Origin of the sequence: Streptomyces sp. NBC_00989, assembly GCF_045162655.1 — a bacterium.
GTDB lineage: Bacteria > Actinomycetota > Actinomycetes > Streptomycetales > Streptomycetaceae > Streptomyces.
This window is the reverse complement of sequence record NZ_CP108728.1, coordinates 9855980-9873443: the sequence shown is the minus strand read 5'-3', so window position 1 is coordinate 9873443 and position 17464 is coordinate 9855980. Positions and strand designations below refer to the sequence as shown.

Below are 17464 nucleotides of genomic sequence, written 5' to 3'. Positions count from 1 at the left end.
GGAGCTGCCGTCGTGTTCGACACCCTGCTCGTCGCCAACCGCGGAGAGATCGCCTGCCGCGTCATCCGCAGCGCACACGCGCTCGGCCTGCGGACCGTCGCCGTGTACTCCGACGCCGACAGCACCGCACCGCACGTCCGGATGGCCGACAAGGCCGTACGCCTGGGCCCGGCGCCCGCCGCCGACAGCTATCTGCGCGCCGACCTGGTCCTGGAGGCCGCGTCGGCCACCGGCGCCGGAGCGGTCCACCCCGGCTACGGCTTCCTCTCCGAGAACGCCTCCTTCGCCACGGCGGTGGAAGCGGCCGGCCTGGTCTTCGTCGGCCCGACCCCGGCCCAGCTGGAGGTCTTCGGCGCCAAGCACACCGCCCGTGCCGCCGCGCTCAGGGCCCGGGTGCCACTGCTTCCCGGCAGCGGACTGCTTCCCGGCAGCGGACTGCTGCCCGACGAGGAGGCGGCGCTGCGCGCGGCGGAGGAGACCGACTACCCGGTGATGCTCAAGGCGACCGGCGGCGGAGGCGGCATCGGCATGCGCGCCTGCGCCGGGCCCGGGGAACTCCAGGAGGCGTTCGCCCAGGTGACACGTCTCGCGCGGGGCAGCTTCGGCGACGGCGGAGTCTTCCTGGAGCGGTACGTCGAGCGCGCGCGCCACGTCGAGGTGCAGGTCTTCGGCGACGGAGCCGGCAGGATCGCCGTACTCGGCGACCGCGACTGCTCCCTCCAGCGCCGCAACCAGAAGGTGCTGGAGGAGGCTCCGGCACCCGCCCTCCCCGCCCGCGTCCGCTCCCAACTGCGTGCTGCGGCACGGGACTTGTGCGCCTCCGTGGACTACCGATCCGCGGGCACGGTCGAGTTCGTCTACGACCCGGAGCGCGAGGAAGCGTACTTCCTGGAGGTCAACACCCGTCTCCAGGTGGAACATCCGGTCACCGAGGAGATCTACGGCGTCGATCTGGTCGCGTGGATGCTGCGGCTGGCCCGGGGCGAGAGCGGCTTCCTGCACGAACCGGTCCCGCAGGGCCACGCCGTCGAGGCCCGTATCTACGCCGAGGACCCCTCCCGCGACCACCGCCCGAGCGCCGGAACCCTCACCCGCGTCCACTTCCCCGACGGCGTCCGCGTGGACGGCTGGGCCGAGACCGGGCAGCCCGTCTCCACCGCCTACGACCCGATGCTCGCGAAGATCATCGCGACCGGCCGGGACCGCGCGGAGGCCCTCGCCAAGCTCGACCGGGCCCTGGCCGACACACGCGTCGACGGCGTGGAGACCAACCTCGGCCTGCTGCGCACCGCCTGCCGCGCGCCCGAGGTGCTCGACGCCCGCCACACCACCGCCACCCTCACCGGCCTCACCGACCCGCGCCCGCGCGTCGACATCGTGCGCGGCGGCGCGCAGACCACCGTCCAGGACTGGCCCGGCCGCACCGGGTACTGGGAGGTCGGCATACCCCCCGGCGGCCCGATGGACGACCGCTCCTTCCGCCTCGGCAACACCGCCGTAGGAAACCCCGAGGGCACCCCCGGCCTGGAGTGCACCCTGGAGGGCCCGGCCCTGCGCTTCTCCCACCCGGCGGTCGTCTGCGTCACCGGGGCCCCCGCCGAGGTCACCGTCGACGGCCGCGCCGCCGCCCAGTGGCAGCCGCTGGAACTGGCGGCCGGCCAGCTGCTGGACGTCGGCACACCCGAAGGCCCCGGCATGCGGACGTACGTCCTGATCCGCGGCGGCCTCGACATCCCCGACTACCTGGGCAGCACCGCCACCTTCACCCTCGGCGCTTTCGGTGGCCACGGCGGCCGTGCCCTGCGCACCGGCGACGTACTGCGCCCTGCCGCGGCCGACGCCTCCGCGCCCGCCCCCGTACCCGTCGCCGACCGCCCGCACTTCGCCACCCACTGGCGCCTCGCGGTGAGCGCAGGCCCGCACCCCGCACCGGACTTCCTCACCCGCGACGGCATCAAGGCCGTGTACGCGACCGACTGGAAGGTCTCCGCCCAGTCGGCCCGCACCGGCGTACGCCTCATCGGCCCCCGCCCCGAATGGGCCCGCCCCGACGGCGGCGAGGCCGGGCTGCACCCCTCCAACGTCCACGACACCGCGTACTCCGTCGGCGCGGTCAACTTCACGGGCGACACTCCGGCGATCCTCGGCCCCGACGGCCCGAGCCTCGGCGGCTTCGCCTGCCCGGTCACCGTCGTACGCGCCGACCGCTGGAAGGCCGGCCAGTTACGCCCGGGCGACACCGTCCGCTTCGTCCCCGTCACGGAGACGACCGCCGACGCCCTGCGCCGCACCCCCGCCCTCCTCGTCACTGGCGGTACGGACGGCGACGACGGCGTCCTCGCCCGCCGCCCTGCCACCGGGACCACTCCCGAGGTCACCTACCGGCGCGGCGCCGACGACAACATCCTCGTCGAGTACGGCCCGATGACCCTCGACCTCGCCCTGCGGATGCGCGTCCACGCCCTCGCCCAGCACCTGGCCGCGCTGCGGCCCCGCGGCCTCGTGGACTCCACACCCGGCGTCCGCTCCCTGCACCTGCACACCGACCCCGACGCCCTCCCCCTGCGCACCCTCCTCGCCCTGCTCCAGGAGGCCGAGGACCACTTGCCCGCGACCGTCGAACTGACCGTCCCCAGCAGGGAGATCCACCTCCCGCTGTCCTGGGACGACCCCACCGTCGACGAGGCCATCGCCCGCTACACGGCGTCCGTCCGCGACGACGCGCCCTGGAACCCCTCCAACATCGAGTTCATCCGCCGCATCAACGGCCTGGACAGCGTGGAGGACGTACGCCGTACGGTCTTCGACGCCCAGTACCTCGTCCTCGGACTCGGCGACGTCTACCTCGGCGCCCCCGCCGCCACCCCGCTCGACCCACGCCACCGCCTGGTGACCACCAAGTACAACCCGGCCCGCACCTGGACCGCTGAGGCCGGCGTCGGTATCGGCGGCGCCTACCTGTGCATCTACGGCATGGAGAGCCCCGGCGGCTACCAACTCATCGGCCGCACCGTCCCCGTCTGGGGCGGCCTGCGCCCACCCCGCTCCTTCGCCGACGGCGCGCCCTGGCTGCTGCGCTTCTTCGACCGCATCGTCTGGCACCCGGTGAGTGCCGAGGAACTCCTCGACATCCGCGCCGACTTGGCCGCCGAACGGACCTCCCTCGACATCCGCCCCGGCACCTTCTCCCTCACCGAGCACGAGACCTTCCTGAGCGAGAACGCCGACAGCATCGCCGCCTTCCGCACCCGCCAGGCGGCCGCCTTCGAGACGGAACGCCAAGCATGGGAGAGGGCAGGCGAGTTCGCGCCCCGCCCGGCGCCCGAACCCCGTACGGCCAACTCCGCTCCCCTCTCCCTCCCGCCCGGCGGCAGCCTCGTCGAGGCACCCCTCAGCTCCACCGTGTGGAAGGTCGAGGCCGGGCCCGGCACCCGGGTCCAACCCGGCCAGCCCCTCCTCGTCCTGGAGGCCATGAAGATGGAGGTCGTCATCCGGGCACCCGCCCACGGCGTCGTCACCGACGTCCTCGTCACCACCGGAGAACAGATCGACGCCGGCACCCCGCTGGCCGTAGTCGTACGAGAGGAAGCAGCGTGACCCAGAGCTGTGCCGAGCGCGTCGCCGCCGCGTACCGCCGGATCGCCGAGACCGACCGCCCGGAGGTCTGGATCACCCTGCGGGACGAGGCGGACGTCCTGGCGGAAGCACAGACCCTCGACGACCGAGCGACAGCGGACTACGCCGAACTCCCGCTCCTGGGAAGGCTGCTGGCCGTCAAGGACAACATCGACGTGGCCGGCCTGCCGACGACGGCCACCTGCCCGGCGTACGCCTACACACCTGAGATCTCCGCACCAGCGGTGCGACGACTGCTGGACGCGGGCGCGATCGTGCTCGGCAAGACGAACATGGACCAGTTCGCCACCGGCCTGGTCGGCACCCGCAGCCCCCACGGCCCGGTCCGCAACGCACTGCGCCCCGAGAAGATCTCCGGCGGCTCCAGCTCCGGCTCGGCCGTCGCCGTCGCCCTGGGCATCGCGGACATCGCCCTGGGCACGGACACGGCGGGCTCCGGCCGCGTCCCGGCCGCGCTCAACGGAATCGTCGGCATCAAGCCCACGCTGGGCCTGGTCCCCACCACGGGCGTGGTCCCGGCCGCCCGCTCCTACGACGCGGTAACGGTCTTCGCCCGCACCCTCACCGAAGCCCAGCAGGCGCTCGCCGTCATGACCGGCCCGGACGACGGTGACCCCCGCAGCCGCACCTGGCCGGAGGACGTACGCCTGGCCGCACCGGAGCATCCGCGCGTCGCAGTACCGAGGAACAAGGACCTCACCCCGCTTTCGACGGAAGCCCGGGCCGCTTTCAAGGCAACGGTCAAGCAATTGGAGGCAGTTGGCGCCGAGACGACGACCGTGGACATCTCACCGCTGCTCCAGGCCGCCCAACTGCTCTACGACGGTGCGCTCGTCGCCGAACGGCACGCCGCTGTGGGCGACTTCGTCACCCGCGCGCCCTCGGCGGTCGACCCGACGGTGGCCGCCATCATCCTGGCCGCCGCCGAGATCCCCGCCCACGCGCTGGTCGCCGACCTGGAACGCCTGGACCACCACAAGGCGACCGCCCGCCGCCTACTGTCCGACTTCGACGCGCTCCTCCTGCCGACCACGACCGAGCACCCCGACATCACCGCGGTCCAGGCCGACCCGGTCGCCATCAACACCCGCCTGGGCACCTACACCAACTTCGTCAACCTCCTGGACATGGCCGCCGTCGCCGTCCCATCGGGCGAGGCCGACGGCAGCCCCTTCGGCGTCAGCGTCATCACCCGCGCCTTCGAGGACCAGACGGGCATCGACATCGCGGCCCTCCTCACCGGCGAACAGGCACCAACTGCCCTGCCCGACACGGGAGTCGACCTGGCCGTCTTCGGCGCCCACCTGCGCGGCCAGCCCCTCAACACCCAGCTGACCGACCTGGGCGCCCGGTACGCCGGCGAGGTCACCACGACCGCCGCCTACCGCCTCTTCGCGCTCGACACGACGCCCGCAAAACCCGGCCTGATCCGCGTCGCCCCGTCGAGCGGTGCCGAGATCACCGGAGAACGCTGGACCCTCTCCCCCGCCGCCCTCGGCCACTTCCTCGCCGCGCTGCCCGCGCCCATGTCCCTCGGCCGCGTCGAACTCGCCGACGGAACCTGGGTACTTGGCTTCCAGTGCGACCCGGACTCCGCGGCCACCGGCGGCGACATCAGCCATCACGGCGGTTGGCGCACCTACTTGGAAACCACCGCCTCGGCAAGCGGCAGCAACGGCGAGTTCAGCGCCGATATTTAGACGCACACGATTCGCAACTGGTTTCTTCACACCTCGCGAGCATTCGAAGAGCCGTACTCGTCACGTCCGACTGGCCGACTCCAACAGGGTCCCGTTACTAGCTCTTTGCGAATACTTGCTCCATTGCGACCGCGGAACATGCTTAGGATGATCGTCGTTCGCAGGACATCACGCGCCGCGACCGAAACACTGGCGCGCGATGGGACCGTGCACCATTTTTTCGCGGAACGCTCTCCGCGTTCTTCGTGAGTTTGTGTACCCAATTCTATTGGGCCTGCTGACGTTTGCGCCCTGCCTCTGACCAGGCGGGCGGGGGAAATCAATGTTCTGGGGGAACATTCATGCGCAACCTGTCCCGTTTTTCGGCTTCCCGCGCTGGCCGGGCTGCTGCCCTGGCTTTCAGCGCGGCAGCCCTCACCCTGATCGGCGCCATACCGGCGGGGGCCGCAGCACCCGCCAACGTCTCGCCCAAGGAGCCTCGGCCCGACTGCGGCGGAAGCGTCTACCTCACCAGCCAGCAGTACTCGGGTGGGAAGTGGACCTTCAAGATCGTGGGAGTCGACTTGGAACCGTGGCTCGGCAAAAGCTACGGCACGATGGACTACCAAGCCGGGGTCCTCGGCGGTTCGAACCAGGTGACCGGCAGCGTCAACGCCTCTCCGACCGCGGGAGCGCGGACCGGCGTCATCTCGGTGACCATCTCCTCCGGCAAGACCGGATACGTCGAGGTGGAGATCTACAAGGGCAACTACGAAGCCTGCACCACCCAGTTCAATCACGAGGTGTAAGCACCGCATCGCACTGCCGCAGTCCAACCAGCAGATCTCCTGGGGGGACCAGTGCGCCATGCGCCGGCCCTCCCCACCCCAAGGAAGGACCTCATGCTCCGTCGTGTCATCCCGCTCGCCGCACTCGCCGTCGTCGCCCTCGGCGCCGTCCCGGCCTCGGCCAGCCCCTCAGTCGTCACCCCGAAGTCCGCAAGCGGCTGCACCGGCGAGACCGTGTGCATCAACGTCGTCGGCTCCGGGCTGCACGTCGACAAAGTCTCGGGAGGTGTCGCAGTCTCCGGCGGCGTCGCGCAGAACCACAAGTGGTGCGGAAACGTCGAGATAACCATCACCTCCGGCGGAAACACCTACTACGACAAGACCTCCCCGAAAGGCTGCGCCAACGCCGTTACTCCCTACGACTATTCGGTGAGCCCGAACGCCAACTACCCCAACGGATCCAAGGTCTGCCTGTACGCCCACACAGACAGCGGGTGGGACAAGCCCGGCGGGCCGGCCTGCGAGACGGTCCACAGCTGACATAGGCGCGACGGGTGCCCCCAGCGCTCTGGGGCACCCGTCCGCCATTTCGTAGGCACAGTTACCCGAAGATAGCCTTGTGGCAGGATGAAAAGCATGAAGACACCGACGGGCCACCCAGCGCTCGGATTCTTCCCATACGGTCTCGACCCCAATTGGCAGGGGCGGAGATGGCTTGAATTCTTTGAAGGGAGCCCCGGGTATCCGGCCTGGTGTGTGTGGCTCGGCCACGAGGACCCCCGTACGGGGACAGTAGTGGTCGTTCGCACCGTCGAGGACGCTCTCCACAACGAGCAGATGCAACCCGCGGACTCCCGTCAAGATCTCGCCTTCGCAGCCGCCTTCGCCCATCTCAATCTCTGCCTCCAACAGGTCGACGATCCAGTGTCTCGCGAGACCATCGCTCGGCAGACGGCCGCCGTAGCCGAGCACGAAGCCGAGCATGTCGACGTCTGGCCGTCCCAGGAATGGCGGTTCCAGGATCAGGATGGTGAGATCACACCGATCACCGGAAAGCTATGGACGTTCGCCGGCTGGTGGACGGTGCTGCTGCCCTCGCACAAGGGCCGTACCGTCATCGTCCACGGGCACGGACCAGTTCCCCCCGAGCGCCGCCTAGCCGCGCTCGATGACACCACCGGCTACGGGTTCCAGCGTGGCGAGCCGCTGCACCTGGACATGCTCGACTCCGGCCAGTTGTCCGGCTTCCTCGCACACGAGACCGCCATTCACCCGGACTTGACGGCGCGATTCGACCTGCCCAAGGCTCCCGGCGCCATCTGACACCCAACCCATGCACGGGGAGCAGCCTGACGTGACCACTCAGCCAGATCCGAAGTCCGGGGTCGTACTCGTCGGCTCGCTCGCCGGCCACGTTGCCCACCTGGCCTTCGCCTACGACTCCGTCACTGTCACCGAAGGCCGCAACCAGCAACGCACCATCGACCACCCGGTCCTTCACTGCCCCGGCAACGCCGGCAAGGTCAAGATCTACCAAGGCACCGCCAAGGTGCTGTCCTGCACCGTCCTCGCGGAGCGCGACGCAGGCCGGTACGAACGTCCCGGCTTCGTGGTCATGCCCGACGCCATCACAGCCGGCCCCTTCATCGCCGTCCTCGCTGCCATTTCGGCCCTGTTCGGCTTCAAGGAGTTCCGCGAACTCCGCGAAGAGCGCCGCCTCGCCCGCGAACGCATGTGCACCATCGCTGGCGGCCAAGGCATTGCCATCAAGCACTGAACCGACACGTATGCGACGACCACGGAACGTCGTGTCGGCGCGGTTCAAAAGGCGGACCTACACGATCCGACACCTGATCCACGGCATCGTCACCGCCGTCAGCCGCCACCCGAAGACGAAAGCGGTCGGGTGGGCGTCCGGCCCCTGATCAACCGCCACGCAGGATAATTTGGATGGACCTGCGCGATACCGCATGGCGCCCGGCAACCCGCTGCCCCGACGACGGAATCCGTCTGTGGCCATGGCCCGTTTTCGCCGGCCCGCCAAGCGGCAACGGAAGAGGACGGCTTGGGGCCCCGGTCCAGGGGCTCAGACCTTCCGCACCTCCCCCGCGACTTCCGGGAGGCTCTGCCGAGCCAACTGCCGGTCCTGTTGACGCTGGGCCCAGCGGACCGCTCGGGGAACAGCAAGTCCGGTCACGACGAACAGGGTTCCCACGACATACCACCCGGGACGGCCCCAGGTGATGCACAGCGCGATCAGCAGACCCGGCCCTAGAGCCTCGGCCAGACCGGCGCCAAGACCGAACACCCCGAGGTACTGGCCGGTCGCACGCTCCGGGGCGAGTGCGAAGGACACCTCGAACCCCCCGGCGGAGTGCCACAGTTCACCCACCGTGTGGATCACCACCGCGATCAGCAGCACCGCTGTGGCGGCCCACGGCGATACCCCCGCCGACAACGGGATCAGCGCACACGCGATGAAGAATGCCGCTCCGGCACGACGGTAGGCACGTCCACCGGCCGCCGGGGAGTCGACCCCACGGCTGGCCCGTACCTGGAACGCGACGACGATGACGGTACCGGTGAGCATCGTCCCCGAGACCAGCCAGTGCGGGGCGTCCGTGGAGCCGATCAACCAGAGCGGGACAGCGACGGTGAGCACCTTGAACTGGACAGCCATGACGCCGTCGAGAGCGGTCAACAGGAGCTAGGGGCGATCCCGCAGCGCGATCCAGCGCGGGCCCACGACCTCGGCGGCGGACTCGACAGCCGGCAGCGCGATCAGCGGCAGCACGGCAGCCGCGAGGCCAACGGCGTTGCCGACAACGAGGAGTTGGTACGACGTGTGGGTGCCGACCTGAACAGCCCACCCAGCCAGCAGAGCACCGAACGAGATGCCGATGTTGGTCACAGCTCTCAGGTAGGCGCGGAACTCCTGCGGCCGGTCCCCGCCATAGAGCCTGATCAGCGGACTGCGCGCAGCAAGCCCGCCCACCTTCGCGCCGCCGGCCACGCACACCACGAGAACGAACGGCCAGAAACTGTCCGCCAGCAGAAAACCGGCCGTCGCCAGCGCCTGGACCAGCAGGGTGGCCGCGTAGACGCCCCGCACGCCGCGCCGGTCCGCGAGATGACCGACGGCGATACCCAGGGCCAACGAGGCGCATCCGGCGATGCCGACCCCGAGCCCCACCTGGCCAGCCGGGAGACGGACGCCCTCGGTGAAGTACAGCGCTTCGGCCGTCAGACAGAGACCGCTGCCGATCGTGTAGACGAAGTTGGAGGCGGCGAGGACGCGTTGAGGTCCGGACACCCGTGCATCGAAGCAGGCACCAGGTGCCGCACATCAATCCACACATGCATGGATCGCTATATGTTAATGTCACCATGCATCGCCTGCGGGACGCAGCCGCAGGCACCCTCAAAGCAGAAGTAGAAGCGGAAGCAGGAGTACGACATGACCAGCGCCACCGAGCACCGCACGCACGACAGCCACACGCACGTCCACGGCGAGGGCTGCGGCCACGTCGCCGTCCCGCACGGCGACCACACCGACTATGCGCACGACGGCCACCTCCACAAGGTCCACGAGGACCATGTCGACGAGTGCGCGAGCGCCGGCCACAGCGCCCACGAAGGGCACGACCACCTGCACGGCGAGGGGTGCGGCCATGTCGCCGTACCGCACGAGGACCACGTCGACTACGTGCACGACGGCCACCGCCACGCCGCCCACGAGGGCCACTGGGACGATCACTGACCCATCCCCGGGCGGCCCTCGCCCAGATCGAAAATCATTGTCACTTGCTAATGTATGCATGTGACGACGACTCCCCCCTCCCCGACAGCTCCCGCAGACGAGCCGATACGCGCCCTGGAGGCCGCGAGTGACCTCCTCAAGGCGCTGGCCTCGCCCGTCCGCCTCGGCATCGTGCGGGAGCTGTCCGGGGGCGGAAAGTACGTCCACGAACTGGTCGCCGCCCTCGGGGTGAGCCAGCCGCTGGTCTCCCAGCACCTGCGCGTTCTGCGCAACTCCCGCATCGTGACCGCCCGTCGGCAGGCCCGCGAGATCCAGTACGGCCTCACCGACGACCACGTCGCCCACATCGTGCTGGACGCCATCCGGCACGCGCAGGAGTAGCCCCTCAGTTGAGGCGGGCGACCTGCCATGGAGCGGGGGCCGCGCGGAGCCGCTCGGGCAGCGTGCCGTCGTCGGGCATCCCGCCCCGCAGCCACACCCCGACCGTTTCGGCGTCGGCGACGGTGACGACCGGCCCGATACGCACGACGCCCCCGGTGGGCCTGCGGTCCGCCCCGCACGGTTGCATCGCTGCATGCACTCCGCGGTCGCGACGGCAGTGCAGAACTCTCTCCAGACATCCGGTGGAGACCATGACCCCGTGCGGGCAGTCTCGAACGGCCCGGCGCAGCACGTCCATCACCTGGTCCGCCGCGACTCGGCAGGATGAGCAGACGACAAGGGTGAACGGGTGGCTCCGGTGGCCGCGACCCGCGTCGCTCATCTCCGTGCCCTCCTTCGGATTCGGGCTCAACTCACTCCGGCAGCAAGCCATTTGGCGGCGAATGATTTGACACCGCACAGCCACCTCCCCACTCTATGGTCATGAAATCCATTTCCAACAGAGGTGGCTAGACATGCGCGTGGCATTCGTCGGCAAGGGCGGCAGCGGCAAGACGACCCTGTCCGCTCTCTTCTCCCGCCACCTGGCCCGCTCCGGAGCACCGGTCGTCGCCGTCGACGGCGACATCAACCAGCACCTCGCCTACGCGCTCGGTCTCGACGAGGACGAGTTCTTCACCGCGCTGCCGCTCAGTGCGCGAACCGGCGAGATCAAGGACTACCTCCGCGGCACGAACCCGCGGATCAGCTCCCGCGCCGCCATGGTCAAGACGACCCCGCCCGGACGCGGCTCCCGCCTGCTGCGACTGCTGGGCGACGACGAGATCCACGCCCACCACGTCCAGGACGTCGGCGGGGTGGCGCTGATGGTCACCGGGGCCTTCGACGAGAGCGACCTCGGGGTGTCCTGCTACCACTCCAAGCTCGGCGCGGTCGAGCTGTACCTCAACCACCTCGTCGACGGACCCGGCGAGTACGTGGTCGTCGACATGACGGCCGGCGCCGACGCCTTCGCCTCCGGCCTGTTCACCCGCTTCGACATGACCTTCCTGGTCGTCGAACCGACCCGGAAGAGCGTCTCCGTCTACCGCCAGTACCGCGACCACGCCGCCGAGTTCGGCGTGCCGATCGGCGTCGTCGGCAACAAGGTCACCGGGGAGGACGACCTCGCCTTCCTCCGGGAGCACGTCGGCGCCGACCTCGTCGCCCACTGCGAACAGTCCTCGTTCGTCCGCGCCCAGGAGCAGGGCCGCGCCCCCGGCGAGCTGGAGCCCCACAACGCGCGCACCCTCGACCGGCTGCGCGAGGCCGTCGACGCCCGCCCCAAGGACTGGACCGCCTTCCAGCGGCACGCCGTCGACTTCCACCTGCGCAACGCCTCCGCCTGGGCCAACGAGGCCACGGGCCACGACCTCACCACCCAGGTCGACCCCGACTTCCGGCACGGCCCCGCGGCCCTGGCCACCTTCGCCTGACCCGGCAGAACCAGCTCCGCAACAGACCCCGCAAGCCGCAACAAGCCCCAAGAGACAAGGACTTCCCTACATGTCGCTCGACGTCTCCCCGCAGCTGCTCGCCGACGCCGAGAACGGTGAGGTGCGGGAAGAGGACTTCGTGGAAACGGTCCGTACATCCCTGCCGTACGCCTACAACCTCGTCGACCGCCTGGTCAGCGAACTACTGTCCGGCACGGCCGAGTTCACCGACAACCAGACCCCGCCCCCCTCCGAGAAGGAACGCGGCCAGCTGCTGCGCGCCCTGTCCAGCGACGCGATCCGCGGCAGCCTGGAGCGGCACTTCGGCATCACCCTCGCCTTCCAGAACTGCCACCGGGTGGCAGCCTTCCGCCCCGAGGGCCGCGGCGGCGAGACGTACACCCGCTTCACCTCTCTGCGCGCCCAGATCCTCAACCAGTCCCCGGAGTTCCGCAACTGCTGACACCGCTGCCGCGGGCACAGCGGCCCGCGGCGACGCGGCTGCCGCTCGACCCGACGGCGTCCGACACACCTCACGACCCGGGCGGCTACGGCGTCGCCTTGCCGGAGGTGGCCGCCGTTGACGAGGGCACCGCCGGACTGCAACAGGGCTTGTCCAGGGGCGGCCGAGGCCGACGAGCAGGGGCCGGTCCGGACACGGCCCTTTCCCGACAAGCAACGGCCCACGGCCGGGGCTGACATGGGGCACACGCCACGGTAGTCATGGAATTCATGTTCAACTAGCCTGGTGCACCGAACCGGTCCCCAGCGACGCGGGAGGCATGCGCCATGCAGGGTTCGCCGACCAGGGAGCGACCGCCGGACTGGCGTTGGACCAGGCAGCGGAACGCCGTGCTGCGCATGCTGCACGGCTCCCCCGAGTTCGTCTCCGCGCGGGAGCTGCACGCGGCGCTCACCGCCGAAGGGAGCACCGTGGGGCTCACCACGGTGTACCGCACCCTCCGGATACTGGAACGGGACGGCCACGTCGACGTCGTACGGGACAAAGGCGGGGAACGCCTCTACCGCCCCCAGCCCGCCGATGGGCACCGCCATTATCTGGTCTGCCGCCATTGCGGCCTGAGCCGGCCGGTGGAGGCGGAGGCCGTAGAGCGCTGGGCCGAGGGTGTGGCCGCGGACACCGGGTTCTCCGAGGTGGAGCACACCGTGGAACTCACGGGCATCTGCGACCAGTGCCGGTCGGGGCCGGACCGGAGCGCGCCGCATCCATAGCGGGCACGTCAACTCTTGGCAACGATTTTCATATCGCCGCGACCGGGTATGGTCTTGACATTCATTCCCATCTAGCGTGGTTCCTGTCCGGACCAGATCCGGGCGAACCGCCTGCTCCTGAACACTTCCGAGCAATCCCGTCGTGGAGGATCCATGCCCGCGTTCCCGTCCCGTCGCCTGACGGCGCTGATATCCGGCGCCTCCCTGGCCCTGCTGGCAGGCTGCGGCAGTTCATCGGACTCCGGAAGCGACGGGAACGCCTCGGCAACCCCCGTTTCCGCCTCCGTCGTCCCCGTGGTCGCCTCGACGAACGTCTACGGCGACATCACGAAGCAGATCGGCGGCGACAAGGTCGACATCACCTCGATCATCAGCGACCCCGATCAGGACCCGCACTCCTACGAGGCCAACACCCAGAACCAGCTGGCCCTGTCCAAGGCCAAGGTCGTCATCGAGAACGGCGGCGGCTACGACGACTTCATCGACAAGATGCTGAAGAGCAGCAACAATTCGTCCGCCGAGGTGATCAACGCCGTCAAGATCTCCGGCAAGACCGCCCCCAAGGGCGGCGAACTCAACGAGCACGTCTGGTACGACTTCCCCACCGTCGCCAAGATCGCCGACAGCATCGCCGCAGCCCTGGGCAAGGCCGAGCCCGCGAACGCCGCCACCTTCACCAAGAACGCCGAGACCTTCAAGGCCAAGCTCACGCCGCTGGAGACCAAGGAAGCGGCCATCAAGACGGCCCACGGCGGCGAGGGCATCGGCATCACCGAGCCCGTGCCGCTGTACATGACCGCGGCGAGCGGCCTGGTGAACAAGACCCCGGCGGAGTTCAGCGCGGCCATCGAGGAAGGCGACGACGTCTCCCCGAAGATCCTCCAGGAGACCCTCGCGCTGTACAGCGGCAAGCAGGTCAAGGCGCTGGTCTACAACGCGCAGACCTCCGGCCCGCAGACGGAGAAGGTCAAGGCCGCGGCGAAGGCGGCCGGAGTCGCCGTCGTGCCCGTGACAGAGACCCTGCCGGAGGGCAAGGACTACCTCGGCTGGATGACCGCCAACGTCGACGCGCTCGCGAGCGCGCTGGACAAGTGAGGGGGCCGGTCGTGGCCTCCGTACCGCAGGCCCGCCAGGGCAGGGCCGGGACCGGGACGGGCGGTGCCGACGCCGGCGCCGGCCCGGTGATCAGCCTGCGCGGAGCCGCCCTGTCCTACGGGGCGCGCACCGTGTGGCAGGGACTCGACCTCGACGTACGGCCCGGGGAGTTCCTCGCCGTGCTCGGACCGAACGGGTCGGGCAAGACCAGCCTCGTGAAGGCGCTGCTGGGCCGGCAGCAGCCGTCCGCCGGCACGATCACCGTCCTGGATGTGCCGGCCCGCGAGGCGAGCCGGCACATCGGCTACGTCCCCCAGCAGGCGACGCTCTCCGCGCAGGCGATGCTGCGCGCCCGCGACCTGGTGCGCTTCGGGATCGACGGGCACCGCTTCGGACCGGGGCTGCGCACGCGGGCCGTACGCGGCCGGGTGGACGAGATCCTCGAAGCCGTCGGGGCCACCGCCTACGCCGACATCCCCCTCGGCCAACTCTCCGGCGGCGAACGCCAGCGCGTGCGCATCGCGCAGGCCCTGGCCACCGACCCCCGCATCCTGCTCTGCGACGAACCCCTGCTCTCCCTCGACCTGAACCACCAGCGGGCCGTCACCGAACTCATCGACGCCCGTCGCCGCACCCACCGCACGGCGGTGGTCTTCGTGACCCACGAGATCAACCCGGTGCTCGACCTGGTGGACCGCGTGCTCTACCTGGCACCGGGCGCCCACCGGGTCGGTACCCCGGAGGAGGTCCTGACCTCCGAATCGCTGTCCCGGCTCTACGGCACCCAGGTCGACGTCGTCCGCGTCCACGGCCGGGTCGTGGTCGTCGGAGCCCCCGACGAACCGGCGACACCACCGCACCATGCCGACGAGAAGGAAGGAGTACGCCCATGACAGCCGACGGCGTCTGGCACCAGATCTTCGCCTACGACAACTACGGGGAACTCCTCGCCCTGGTCCGCAACTCCCTCATCGCGGGAGCCGCCCTCGGCCTGATCGGCGGCCTGGCCGGAGTGTTCGTCATCATGCGCGACCTGCCCTTCGCGGTGCACGGCATCAGTGAACTGTCCTTCGCGGGCGCGTCGGCGGCGCTCCTGCTGGGGACCAACGTCGTGGCGGGCTCCATCATCGGCTCAATCGTCGCGGCCGGAGCGATCGGCGTCCTGGGGGCGCGCGCCCGGGACCGCAACTCGGCGATCGGCATCCTCATGCCGTTCGGACTGGGACTCGGGGTGCTCTTCCTCGCCCTCTACAAGGGCCGGGCGGCCAACAAGTTCGGCCTGCTCACCGGGCAGATCGTCGCCGTCGACACCCCGCAGATGGCCTGGCTGCTGAGCACCTCCGCCGTCGTCCTCATCGCCCTGGCGGTCATGTGGCGGCCACTGACCTTCGCCAGTGCCGACCCGGACGTCGCCGAGGCGCGCGGCGTTCCGGTGCGGGGACTCTCCTTCGCCTTCATGATCGTGCTCGGCCTCGCGGTCGCCCTGTCCGTCCAGGTCGTCGGCGCCCTGCTGGTCCTCACCCTCGTCGTCACCCCGGCGGCGGCAGCCTCCCGCGTCACCGCGTCCCCGGTGCTCCTGCCCCTGCTCAGTGTGGTCTTCGCCGTGGTCTCGATCGAGGGCGGCATCCTGCTCGCCCTCGGCAGCAGCATCCCCATCAGCCCCTACGTCACGACGGTCTCGTTCACCATCTACGTCGCCTGCCGGCTCCTCGGCACATACCGCGCCCACCGGTGGGGAGCCAGAAGGGCGACTCTCCAACCCGCCTGACTCCCCGACACAGCGGTCGGCCGAGGCGCCTTCAAAGGCCCTCGGCGAGTGTCACCGCACTGCGGGCAGTCCAGGTCCCGCACAGCGCACGTCAACCGTCGGCACCGTCCCGGCGACGAGGTACGCGGCCACCGCGTCGTCCACGCAGGCGTTGCCGCGGCTGGCGAAGACGCCGTGCGAGTAGTCGTTGTCGAGCGTGACCAGGCGGGAGCCGGGCAGGACTCGGCGCAGCTCGTGTGCTCCCTCGATGGGGGTTACGGGGTCGTGGGCGGAGGCCACCAGCAGGAGGGGTGGGGCGTCGGGGCTGCCGAGCGGGGTGCGGCGGGCGGGGCGGTGGTGCCAGTAGGCGCAGGTGGACGCCTCCATGCCGGTCAGGACGGGCTGGGGGTCGAGGTGCCGGGTGCGGCGGACGTCCGCCAGGATCCGGTGGACGGTCGGTGCGGGGGCGTCGGCGCACTTGACGATGCGGTTGGCGGCTTCGTAGGTACGTGAGTCGGGGTCGTCGAAGGCTGTCGCGGGGCGCAGGGCGTCGGGGCTGCCGTCGCGCAGGTAGGTGCGCAGGCCGTCGGCGAGGCCGGTCCAGCGTTCGGTGCGGCCCAGGGCGCGGTAGACGGCGCGGTCGAACTCCGCGGGGCCGAAGCCGGCGACCGGCCGGGCGGTGAGCCCTTCGCGGACGCGCAGGTAGGCCCGGCGTACCGCCTCGGCGCTGCCGCCCAGCGCGAAGCGGTCCCGATGGACGGCGGTCCAGGCGAAGAACGTGTCGCGCTGGCGCAGCAGTGCCCGGCTCTGGACGACGTCGAAGTCGTACCAGTCCCAGGGGCCGACGACACTGTCGAGGACCATGCGGCCGGTGCGGTACGGGAAGGCGGCGGCGTAGGCCGCGCCGAGATAGGTGCCGTAGGAGACGCCGAGGAAGTTCGTCCGCGCTTCGCCGAGTGCCGTGCGCATCGCGTCCATGTCCCGGACGGTCTGCTCGGTCGACAGGTACGGCAGTAGGTCGCCCGCACCCGTCGCGCAGTCGTCGGCCATGCTCCGCAGCGACGCCAGGTAGGTGCGTTCCACCGCCGGTCCGACGGGGACGGGGTCGGCGCCCGGACTGTCGAAGAGACCGCCCATCGCGCCGCAGTCGGCCGGTGTGCTCCGGCCGACGCCGCGCGGGTCGAAGCCGATGACGTCGTACGAACGCCGCACGCTCTCGGGGAGCTTGGCGCGCTTGGTGACCGCGTAGGGCAGGCCGGAGCCGCCCGGGCCGCCGGGGTTGACCAGCAGCACGCCTCGGCGCTCGCCGGGGGTGCCGGAGGCGGCGACGCGCGAGACCGCCACCTCGATGCGCGGTCCCTGAGGGCGGTTCCAGTCGAGCGGGACGCTGATGCGCCCGCATTCGACGCGGTCAGGGGCCGCGGGCCGCGGCACGGAGTCGGGGCAGGCGCCGAAGTGCAGGGCCGGCGTTTCGGGGGTGGCGGCCTGGGCCTCGGTGGCGGGCAGGAGGGCCGCGGCGGCGGCGAGGGCGCACAGGACGGCGCTGGGACGGGACAAGGGGCTGACTCCCGACGGGCTTCGGTAAGGGGCTGGTAAATGAAAATGATTATCGATAGCTTGTCCGTGCGCAACACCCGGCCCCTCCTGTCCGAGGGCTCTCCGGGCTGCTC

Annotated in this window: 18 protein-coding genes; 14 read left to right on the top strand and 4 right to left on the bottom strand. The window is 70.4% G+C overall.

Annotation, left to right across the window (positions count from 1 at the left end):
* Positions 1-12 precede the first annotated feature (12 nt).
* From uca to OG714_RS44400, 6 genes are all read left to right on the top strand, one after another.
* Positions 13-3597, top strand: coding sequence for an urea carboxylase (gene uca / locus OG714_RS44425; protein WP_406129682.1), 3585 nt, complete (start codon positions 13-15; stop codon positions 3595-3597).
* A complete protein-coding gene (gene atzF / locus OG714_RS44420) occupies positions 3594-5336 on the top strand; it encodes an allophanate hydrolase (RefSeq protein WP_406129680.1) in 1743 nt (580 codons plus the stop codon). The genes uca and atzF overlap by 4 nt, the downstream gene beginning before the upstream one ends.
* 341 nt (positions 5337-5677) lie before the next feature.
* Complete coding sequence (locus OG714_RS44415) at positions 5678-6124, top strand: hypothetical protein (RefSeq protein ID WP_406129678.1); 447 nt, start codon at positions 5678-5680, stop codon at positions 6122-6124.
* A 93-nt stretch (positions 6125-6217) separates the two neighbouring features.
* Positions 6218-6643 carry a hypothetical protein gene (locus OG714_RS44410; RefSeq protein ID WP_406129676.1) on the top strand — a complete coding sequence of 142 codons (426 nt, stop codon included), beginning with the start codon at positions 6218-6220 and terminating at the stop codon, positions 6641-6643.
* 96 nt (positions 6644-6739) lie between these two features.
* Complete coding sequence (locus OG714_RS44405; protein WP_406129674.1) at positions 6740-7426, top strand: hypothetical protein; 687 nt, start codon at positions 6740-6742, stop codon at positions 7424-7426.
* Positions 7427-7457: 31 nt separating this feature from the next.
* Entirely contained in the window at positions 7458-7880 is a 423-nt protein-coding gene (locus OG714_RS44400; protein WP_406129672.1) for a hypothetical protein, read from the top strand.
* A gap of 309 nt (positions 7881-8189) precedes the next feature.
* On the opposite strand, the gene OG714_RS44395 is transcribed toward OG714_RS44400, so the two are convergent.
* A complete protein-coding gene (locus OG714_RS44395; protein WP_406129671.1) occupies positions 8190-8783 on the bottom strand; it encodes a hypothetical protein in 594 nt (197 codons plus the stop codon).
* Between the two features lie 27 nt (positions 8784-8810).
* Positions 8811-9416 carry an MFS transporter gene (locus OG714_RS44390; protein WP_328935064.1) on the bottom strand — a complete coding sequence of 202 codons (606 nt, stop codon included), beginning with the start codon at positions 9414-9416 and terminating at the stop codon, positions 8811-8813.
* 144 nt (positions 9417-9560) lie between these two features.
* Here OG714_RS44390 and OG714_RS44385 point away from each other — a divergent pair, with 144 nt between their 5' ends.
* Positions 9561-9863: a hypothetical protein gene (locus OG714_RS44385; protein ID WP_328935063.1), complete on the top strand. Its 303-nt coding sequence runs from the start codon at positions 9561-9563 to the stop codon at positions 9861-9863.
* Between the two features lie 60 nt (positions 9864-9923).
* On the top strand, positions 9924-10244 hold the full coding sequence (locus OG714_RS44380; protein ID WP_019063700.1) for a helix-turn-helix transcriptional regulator: 321 nt from the start codon (positions 9924-9926) through the stop codon (positions 10242-10244).
* Positions 10245-10248: 4 nt separating this feature from the next.
* On the opposite strand, the gene OG714_RS44375 is transcribed toward OG714_RS44380, so the two are convergent.
* Positions 10249-10389: a hypothetical protein gene (locus OG714_RS44375; protein ID WP_328935062.1), complete on the bottom strand. Its 141-nt coding sequence runs from the start codon at positions 10387-10389 to the stop codon at positions 10249-10251.
* A gap of 370 nt (positions 10390-10759) precedes the next feature.
* Here OG714_RS44375 and OG714_RS44370 point away from each other — a divergent pair, with 370 nt between their 5' ends.
* From OG714_RS44370 to OG714_RS44345, 6 genes are all read left to right on the top strand, one after another.
* A complete protein-coding gene (locus OG714_RS44370; RefSeq protein WP_406129668.1) occupies positions 10760-11719 on the top strand; it encodes an ATP-binding protein in 960 nt (319 codons plus the stop codon).
* A 70-nt stretch (positions 11720-11789) separates the two neighbouring features.
* Complete coding sequence (locus OG714_RS44365) at positions 11790-12182, top strand: SCO5389 family protein (RefSeq protein WP_328935060.1); 393 nt, start codon at positions 11790-11792, stop codon at positions 12180-12182.
* A 326-nt stretch (positions 12183-12508) separates the two neighbouring features.
* On the top strand, positions 12509-12952 hold the full coding sequence (locus OG714_RS44360; protein ID WP_328935059.1) for a transcriptional repressor: 444 nt from the start codon (positions 12509-12511) through the stop codon (positions 12950-12952).
* Between the two features lie 153 nt (positions 12953-13105).
* Positions 13106-14047, top strand: a complete 942-nt coding sequence (locus OG714_RS44355) for a metal ABC transporter solute-binding protein, Zn/Mn family (RefSeq protein ID WP_406129666.1) — start codon at positions 13106-13108, stop codon at positions 14045-14047.
* Positions 14048-14133: 86 nt separating this feature from the next.
* Positions 14134-14940 carry a metal ABC transporter ATP-binding protein gene (locus OG714_RS44350; RefSeq protein ID WP_328936203.1) on the top strand — a complete coding sequence of 269 codons (807 nt, stop codon included), beginning with the start codon at positions 14134-14136 and terminating at the stop codon, positions 14938-14940.
* A complete protein-coding gene (locus tag OG714_RS44345) occupies positions 14937-15815 on the top strand; it encodes a metal ABC transporter permease (RefSeq protein WP_328935057.1) in 879 nt (292 codons plus the stop codon). The genes OG714_RS44350 and OG714_RS44345 overlap by 4 nt, the downstream gene beginning before the upstream one ends.
* Positions 15816-15866: 51 nt before the next feature.
* Here the strand turns inward: OG714_RS44345 and OG714_RS44340 are convergent, their stop codons facing one another.
* Positions 15867-17351 carry an alpha/beta hydrolase gene (locus tag OG714_RS44340; protein ID WP_328935056.1) on the bottom strand — a complete coding sequence of 495 codons (1485 nt, stop codon included), beginning with the start codon at positions 17349-17351 and terminating at the stop codon, positions 15867-15869.
* Positions 17352-17464 lie beyond the last annotated feature (113 nt).